The sequence below is a fragment of the Streptomyces sp. BR123 genome (genome assembly GCF_013401435.1).
Classification (GTDB): domain Bacteria; phylum Actinomycetota; class Actinomycetes; order Streptomycetales; family Streptomycetaceae; genus Streptomyces.
Genome location: NZ_JACBGN010000418.1, coordinates 1 through 4,745 on the forward strand (window position 1 = coordinate 1; position 4,745 = coordinate 4,745).

A 4,745-nucleotide genomic window follows, 5' to 3' on the forward strand; every position below is an offset into this window, starting at 1 on the left:
TCACCCGCCCCGGCCCGACCCTTCCTCCGGGCCCCTCATTCGCCCGCAGCGGTTCCCGCGCGGCCGGCTCAGGCCGCGAGGCGTGACCGGATGAACCGGGCCAGGACGGCCGCGGAGAGGCAGCCGGCGAGCACCTGGCCAGCGTAGGTCAGGAAGATCATCGGCGAGACGCGTTCGGCCTCGCCGAACTCCAGCCCCAGCACCGCCAGGAGCAGCCACAGCCCCCAGCCCAGCGCCGCCGACGACCCGATCCAGGCGAGGGCCAGCGGCCACCGGGTCCGCAGCGCCCCGCCCCGGGCCAGCAGCAGCGCCCCGGCACCCGCCGCCAGCGCGCACAGCCCGTGGACCGCCGAGACCACGCCGTTCTCCGCCGAGTACTGCGCCACCTGCTCGGCACTCCGCCCGGTGGTACCGCCGAAGGCCCAGTACAGGTGTACCGCTCCCACCGCCGCGCCGACCGCGGCCGCGGCCCCCGCCACCACCCCCGTGGATGACGGGAGCCGCGCGCCCGGCGCGCCCTGCCCGCACCGCCCCCAGCGCTCGCGCGCATAGGGGACGAACAGCCCGGCCAAGGCGATTCCTTGGATGATGAAGCCGGGGTAGACGACGAGGTACACCCAGTCGTCGAGGAACGGCTCCCGCGCGGCCTTGACCGCTTCACCGGCTCCCAGCCCCAGCGCTCTGAGGAGGAGTTGGCCGGGGAAGGCGGTCATGATCGGGGTGAGCAGTCCGGTGGCCGTGAACACGGGGACGATCAGCAGCCACCCCGGTACCCGTCTGCCCCAGGGCCGGGTGAGCAGCAGCGCGAGCACGATCACACAGGTGTCCATCGCGATCGTGACGGCGTTGGCCACAGTGGTGAACAGCCCGGACTGCAGCAGCACGCTGCCGTCCGGTATGCCGATGTGGCTCCCCGCCAGCCACGCCGCCTTCAGGGCCAGGTAGGGCACGGTGGCGATCATGGCCGCCGCTCGCAGGACCCTTTGGATCGGGGTCGCCGGGGTGGCCGAGCCCGCCGCGGCCGCCGGAAGGTTCGGGTCCGCCGGGTTCATCGGGTTCGCCGGGTCGGTCGGGTGGTTCGGGTTCGCCGTGCCGGTCGTGCGTCGCACCGCTCGTGTCGTCATGGCTCAACAGTCGCGTGCCGTGCGCCCCGCCACCTCCCCCGCGAAGGTGAACCGCCTCCCCTGCACGGGGGAGGAGCCCCTCCGCCCCCGTTCCGCCTCACATGCGCCGGGTCACCACCGACAGCCGGTCCCGGGCCGCGAACAGCGCCGCCTTGATCGCATCCTCGTGGTCCGCCGTCAGCCGGGCCACCGGCACCGAGCAGCTCACCGCGTCCCGCGCCGGCGTCCGGTACGGCACGGCCACGCCGAAGCAGCGCAGCCCGAGCGTGTTCTCCTCCCGGTCCACCGCGTACCCCTGCTCCCGCACCACCGCCAGCTCCTCGATGAGCTGTTCCCGGTCGGTGACGGTGTGCTCGGTCACCGCGTCCAGCCGGCGAGGCAGCAGCGTGCGCACCTCCTCGTCGGAGTGCGTGGCGAGCAGCGCCTTGCCCAGCGCGGTCGAATGCACGGGCAGCCGCCGCCCCACCCGGGTGAACGGCCGCAGGTAGTGCTGGGACTGGCGGGTGGCCAGGTAGACGACGCTCCGCCCGTCCATCCGGGCCAGGTGAATCGTTTCGGTGGTGTCCTCGGAAAGCCGGTCCAGGGTGGGCCGGGCCGCGGCGACCACCTCGTCCCCGTCGATGTAGGAGCTGCCGACGAGCAGGGCCCGTACACCGATGCCGTACCGCGTGCCCGTGGCGTCCGTCTCCACCCACCCGAGGTTCACGAGCGTACGCAGCAGCATGTAGAGGCTGGACTTGGGCAGGCCGAGATCGTGCTGGATGTCGGCGAGGCTGTGCAGGCCGGGCCGCGCCGCGAAGTGCTCCAGCAACACGACCGTGCGGACGGCGGACTTCACGGCCGCCGGGGCCGCGCCGGCCGCGCCGACGGCCCCCTCGGAACGGCCGCCCCCGCCCGCTGCCCCTGCCCCTGCTTCTGCCGCTGCCGCTGCCGCTGCCGCTGCCGCGGCGAACTCGATGCGCCCACCTCTGGCCATTCGCCCTCCTGCCCCTCTTGTTCTCTTGTCCTTGTTCTCTTGTCACGCGAAAGACGCGGAAATAGAGTCCGGAACGGATGGAGATCATTCACCCATCGGAACGGCGTTCAGAATACTGAACGCCACCGCACAGGGCGGCGTAGATCCAGGAGGCAGTGCGGCATGGCAGGGACACCAGTCTGGAGTGTGGACCCCCGCACCGGGAAGCAGCGGGCGCAGGTTGCGGTGGAAGCCGGATCCCCCGAGGTCGACGAAGCCGTCCGCGCGGCCCGGGCCGCCCGCCCGGCGCTCGCGGACCGCACCGCCCGCATCGCGTTCCTGCGCGCCGCCGCGGACCTGCTCGACGCCGCCGCGGACCAGGTCGTCGAGGCCGCCGACGCCGAGACCGCCCTCGGACCGGCCCGGCTCACCGGCGAGCTCGCCCGCACCACCGGCCAGCTGCGCGCCTTCGCCGACGCCGTCGCCGACGGCGGCTACCTCGACATCCGGATCGACCGGCCGGACCCCTCCCTCACCCCGCCGCGCCCCGAACTGCGCCGCTACAAGGTGCCGCTCGGCGTCGTCGCCGTCTACGCCGCCTCCAACTTCCCGCTCGCGTTCTCGGTCCCCGGCGGGGACACCGCGAGCGCGCTGGCCGCCGGCTGCCCCGTGGTCGTCAAGGCGCACCCCGACCACCCGGCCACCTCCGAGCTGTGCGCCTCGCTGCTGCGCCGGGCAGCGGTGGCCGTCGGGCTGCCGGGCGAGGTCGTCACCGTCCTCCACGGGTTCGACGCCGGCCTGGAGCTGGTCCGCCACCCGCTCGTCGCCGCCGCCGGCTTCACGGGCTCGCTCCGCGGCGGTCGGGCGCTCTTCGACGCGGCCGCCGCGCGCCCCGTCCCCATCCCCTTCCACGGCGAACTCGGCTCCCTCAACCCCGTCGTGGTCACCCCGGACGCCGCCGCCGAGCGCGCCGAGGAGATCGGCGCCGGGCTGGCGGGCTCGGTCACCCTCGGCGTCGGCCAGTTCTGCGTCAAGCCGGGCCTGGTCCTCGTCCCGGAGGGCGCGGCCGGGGACCGGCTCACCGACTCCCTCGCCAAGGCGCTCGGCGAGACCGGTCCGGGTGTTCTGCTCGACCACCGGATGCGGGACAACTTCATCGCGGGGGTCGCCGAGCGGGCGACGCTGCCCGGTGTCACCGCACCCGTCACGCCGGGCCCCGCCGGGGAGCACACCGTCGGCGCGGGGTACCTGGCCGTGCCTGCCGCGAGCCTGCTGGCGGGCCCGGCCCACGAGGTGCTGCTGGAGGAGTGCTTCGGCCCGGTGACCGTCGTCGTCCGGTACGCCGACCAGGAGGAGGCCGGCGCGGTGCTCGACCGGCTCCCCGGCAATCTGAGCGCCACCCTCCAGCTCTCCGCCGCCGAGGCGGAGGGAGCCCCCGGCCCTGCGGCGGAGCTGGTCTCCCGCGTCACGGCGCTCGCCGGGCGGGTCGTGGTCAACGGCTGGCCCACCGGCGTCGCGGTGGCCCCGGCCCAACACCACGGCGGCCCGTACCCGGCCGCGACCTCGCACTCCACCTCGGTCGGGGCCACCGCGATCGAACGCTGGCTGCGCCCCGTGGCCTACCAGTCCGTGCCGGACCCGCTGCTCCCGGCCGAGCTGCGCGAGGCGAACCCGCTGGGTCTGCCGCGCCGCGTCACCGAAGCCGCGGGCCGGGCCGGCCGCTGAGTCCGGGAAATTCCGTTGCCCGCCCCGCGCCTTGCGGGGCAGGCTGCGGCCCATGCCGAGACCGCACGGATTCACGTACGAGCGAAGAGGCGACGGAAGCGTCGTCATCACCCACCGGGGCCGGGCCGCGGGCACCTTGCGCGGAGCCCGCGCCGAGAAGTTCCTGGCCGAGGTGGAGACCGGCGACGCGCAGCTCGCGATGGCCCGCTGGACGGGCGCGTACAGGTTCGGGAACGAGCGCACGGCCAAGAACCACCCCCGCAACCGCCGCTGACGGCTCCGCCGGCACGGCACGTACCCCGGCACCCGGAACACGCCGGCACCCTGCCGCCCGCCCGTCCCCCACCCGGCCCCTCCGCGCGGACCGGGGGGAACGGCACGGCACCCCCGGTCGTTCTCCGGGCATGACCGCTATGACCCCTGGTTCCAACCTGCCGCTCAATGCCGTCCGGGTGACGGTGGACGTGGCTGCCCCGGTGCGGCTCGACGTGTCGGGGCTCCTCCTCACGGCCGACGGCAAGGTGCGCTCCGATGCCGACTTCATCTTCTACAACCAGCCGTCCGGGCCCGGTGTCAGCCACCGGTCCGGCGGCGGTGCGGCCCCCGACTCCATCACCGTGGACACCGGCGGGCTGCCGCCCGGCATCGAGCGGATCGTGGTCACGGCCAGCCCCGACGCGGCGGGGCAGACCTTCCAGGGCATCGAGCCCACCGCCACCGTGCGGCACGCGGACACCGGCGCGGTGATCGCCACCTTCACCCCGCCGCAGCTGGGCACGGAGACGGCGCTCGTGGTCGTCGAGGTCTACCAGCGCGGCGGCGTGTGGAAGGTGCGCGCGGTCGGCCAGGGGTACGCGAACGGCCTCGCCGGCATCGCCACCGACTTCGGGGTCTCGGTGGACGAGGAACCGGCCCCTGCGCCCGCCACCGCCCCGCAGGCC

At 74.8% G+C, this 4,745-nt stretch carries 5 protein-coding genes; 3 read left to right on the forward strand and 2 right to left on the reverse strand.

The features are described 5' to 3' along the window. Positions 1 to 68: 68 nt before the first annotated feature. The gene (locus tag HYE82_RS34045) at positions 69 to 1,124 is read right to left on the reverse strand and encodes a hypothetical protein (protein WP_256988077.1); all 1,056 of its coding nucleotides are present in this window, start codon (positions 1,122 to 1,124) and stop codon (positions 69 to 71) included. A 97-nt stretch (positions 1,125 to 1,221) separates the two neighbouring features. Beyond that, a complete protein-coding gene (locus tag HYE82_RS34050) occupies positions 1,222 to 2,100 on the reverse strand; it encodes an IclR family transcriptional regulator (protein ID WP_256988078.1) in 879 nt (292 codons plus the stop codon). A 162-nt stretch (positions 2,101 to 2,262) separates the two neighbouring features. Between HYE82_RS34050 and HYE82_RS34055 the strand changes: the two genes are divergently transcribed. The 3 genes from HYE82_RS34055 to HYE82_RS34065 form a co-directional block, all read left to right on the forward strand. Then, positions 2,263 to 3,804 carry an aldehyde dehydrogenase (NADP(+)) gene (locus tag HYE82_RS34055; RefSeq protein ID WP_179178085.1) on the forward strand — a complete coding sequence of 514 codons (1,542 nt, stop codon included), beginning with the start codon at positions 2,263 to 2,265 and terminating at the stop codon, positions 3,802 to 3,804. A 52-nt stretch (positions 3,805 to 3,856) separates the two neighbouring features. Further along, a complete protein-coding gene (locus HYE82_RS34060) occupies positions 3,857 to 4,078 on the forward strand; it encodes a hypothetical protein (RefSeq protein ID WP_179178086.1) in 222 nt (73 codons plus the stop codon). A gap of 130 nt (positions 4,079 to 4,208) precedes the next feature. Beyond that, positions 4,209 to 4,745, forward strand: a 537-nt coding sequence (locus tag HYE82_RS34065; protein ID WP_179178087.1) for a TerD family protein, incomplete at its 3' end; no start/stop codon positions are given.

Bases quoted from the DNA above. Each gene is read 5' to 3' on its own strand.
- HYE82_RS34055 (WP_179178085.1), top strand. From the start codon at position 2,263: ATGGCAGGGACACCAGTCTGGAGTGTGGACCCCCGCACCGGGAAGCAG.
- HYE82_RS34045 (WP_256988077.1), bottom strand. From the start codon at position 1,124: ATGACGACACGAGCGGTGCGACGCACGACCGGCACGGCGAACCCGAAC.
- HYE82_RS34050 (WP_256988078.1), bottom strand. From the start codon at position 2,100: ATGGCCAGAGGTGGGCGCATCGAGTTCGCCGCGGCAGCGGCAGCGGCA.
- HYE82_RS34060 (WP_179178086.1), top strand. From the start codon at position 3,857: ATGCCGAGACCGCACGGATTCACGTACGAGCGAAGAGGCGACGGAAGC.